We start from the raw sequence: 1,286 nt of genomic DNA on the forward strand, positions 1-1,286 counted from the left end.
GCCGGGGGCCGGTGTCCTGACGGGATCGGCACCCTGGCGGGGGTCAGCACCCCGACGGGGGCCAGGACAGGCCGGGGTCCATGGCCTGAAGGACCTGGAGGCATATCCTGCGCAGCTGTTCGAGCTGCTCGGCGTCCAGCGGGTCCACCACCAGTGACCTCACCTGCTCCACGTGGCCGGGCGCGCTGCTCACGAGCTTGCGCAACCCGTCCTCGGTGAGGACGGCGTTGGTGGCGCGGCCGTCGCCCTGGCAGCGCTCGCGGCGGACGTAGCCCTGCCCTTCGAGCCGGGTGACCACGTGGGAGAGCCGCGAGAGCGAGCCGTTGGCGAGGACGGCGAGGTCGCTCATCCGCAGGGTGCGGTCCGGGGCGTCGGAGAGGCCGGCCAGGACGAGGTACTCGAACTGGTTCAGGCCCGCGTCCGCCCTCAGCTGGGCGTCCAAGGCGGCCGGCAGTTTGATGATCATCGCGCTGAACGCCTTCCAGGCCTCCAGTTCGGATGCGCTGAGCCAGCGCGGTTCGTCCCTGTCCATGGCGCCCACTCTAGAACCCGAAGATTCACTTGACGCTTCAAGTAGTTCGGGAGTAGCTTGCTTGAAGCTTCAACTCAAGTCTTCGGAGTGACATGAACGTCTTTCTCTGGGTCCTCGCCGGCCTCCTCGCCGCCCTGTTCCTCGCGGCCGGCACGCCCAAGCTGCTCCAGTCCAAGGAGAAGGTCATCGAGGCCACCGGGACCTGGGCGGTGACCTATCCGCCCGCCGCGATCAAGGCGATCGGCCTGCTGGAGATCCTGGGCGGCATCGGCCTCGTGCTGCCGGCCGCCGTCGACGTCGCGCCCGCGCTGGTCCCGGTCGCGGCGACCGGGCTGGGGATCATCATGGCCGGCGCCGCCGTCGTGCACGGCCGGCGCGGCGAGGGCCGCAGCGTCGTGGTCAACGTGCTCCTGCTGGTCCTGGCGGCGGTCGTGGCCTGGGGACGTTTCGGGCCGTACGCGTTCTAACGGACGGTCGGGGGCGGTCGACAGCGAGCGATATCGGTCGCGGGAAATCAGAAGTTGACACGCTTGTGACGACGAGTCGCGCGTAAAGCCTTCCCCAAGCGCGCACCGTTCTGGCATGTTGCGTTCAAATCCCGTGTGATCCCCTCGAACACGGGTCGATCGGAGGACGCACGTGTCACCCCTGATATCCCGTCCGATGTCCCGTCGGGCCGGCCGCCCCGCCGCCGCGCTCGCCCTCCTCGCCGCCGCGGCCCTGGCCGCTCCGGCGACCCTGGCCACCGCGGCGC

General features: G+C 70.0%; 2 protein-coding genes. One reads left to right on the forward strand and one right to left on the reverse strand.

The window, feature by feature from the left end; all coding sequences use genetic code 11:
* Positions 1-43 precede the first annotated feature (43 nt).
* Positions 44-532: a MarR family winged helix-turn-helix transcriptional regulator gene (locus ACFXAM_RS38770; protein WP_380298638.1), complete on the reverse strand. Its 489-nt coding sequence runs from the start codon at positions 530-532 to the stop codon at positions 44-46.
* Positions 533-624: 92 nt separating this feature from the next.
* On the opposite strand from ACFXAM_RS38770, the gene ACFXAM_RS38775 reads away from it, so the two are divergent.
* Positions 625-999 carry a DoxX family protein gene (locus ACFXAM_RS38775; protein WP_380298639.1) on the forward strand — a complete coding sequence of 125 codons (375 nt, stop codon included), beginning with the start codon at positions 625-627 and terminating at the stop codon, positions 997-999.
* Positions 1,000-1,286 lie beyond the last annotated feature (287 nt).

This window comes from Kitasatospora sp. NPDC059462 (assembly GCF_042749955.1).
Classification (GTDB): Bacteria; Actinomycetota; Actinomycetes; order Streptomycetales; family Streptomycetaceae; genus Kitasatospora.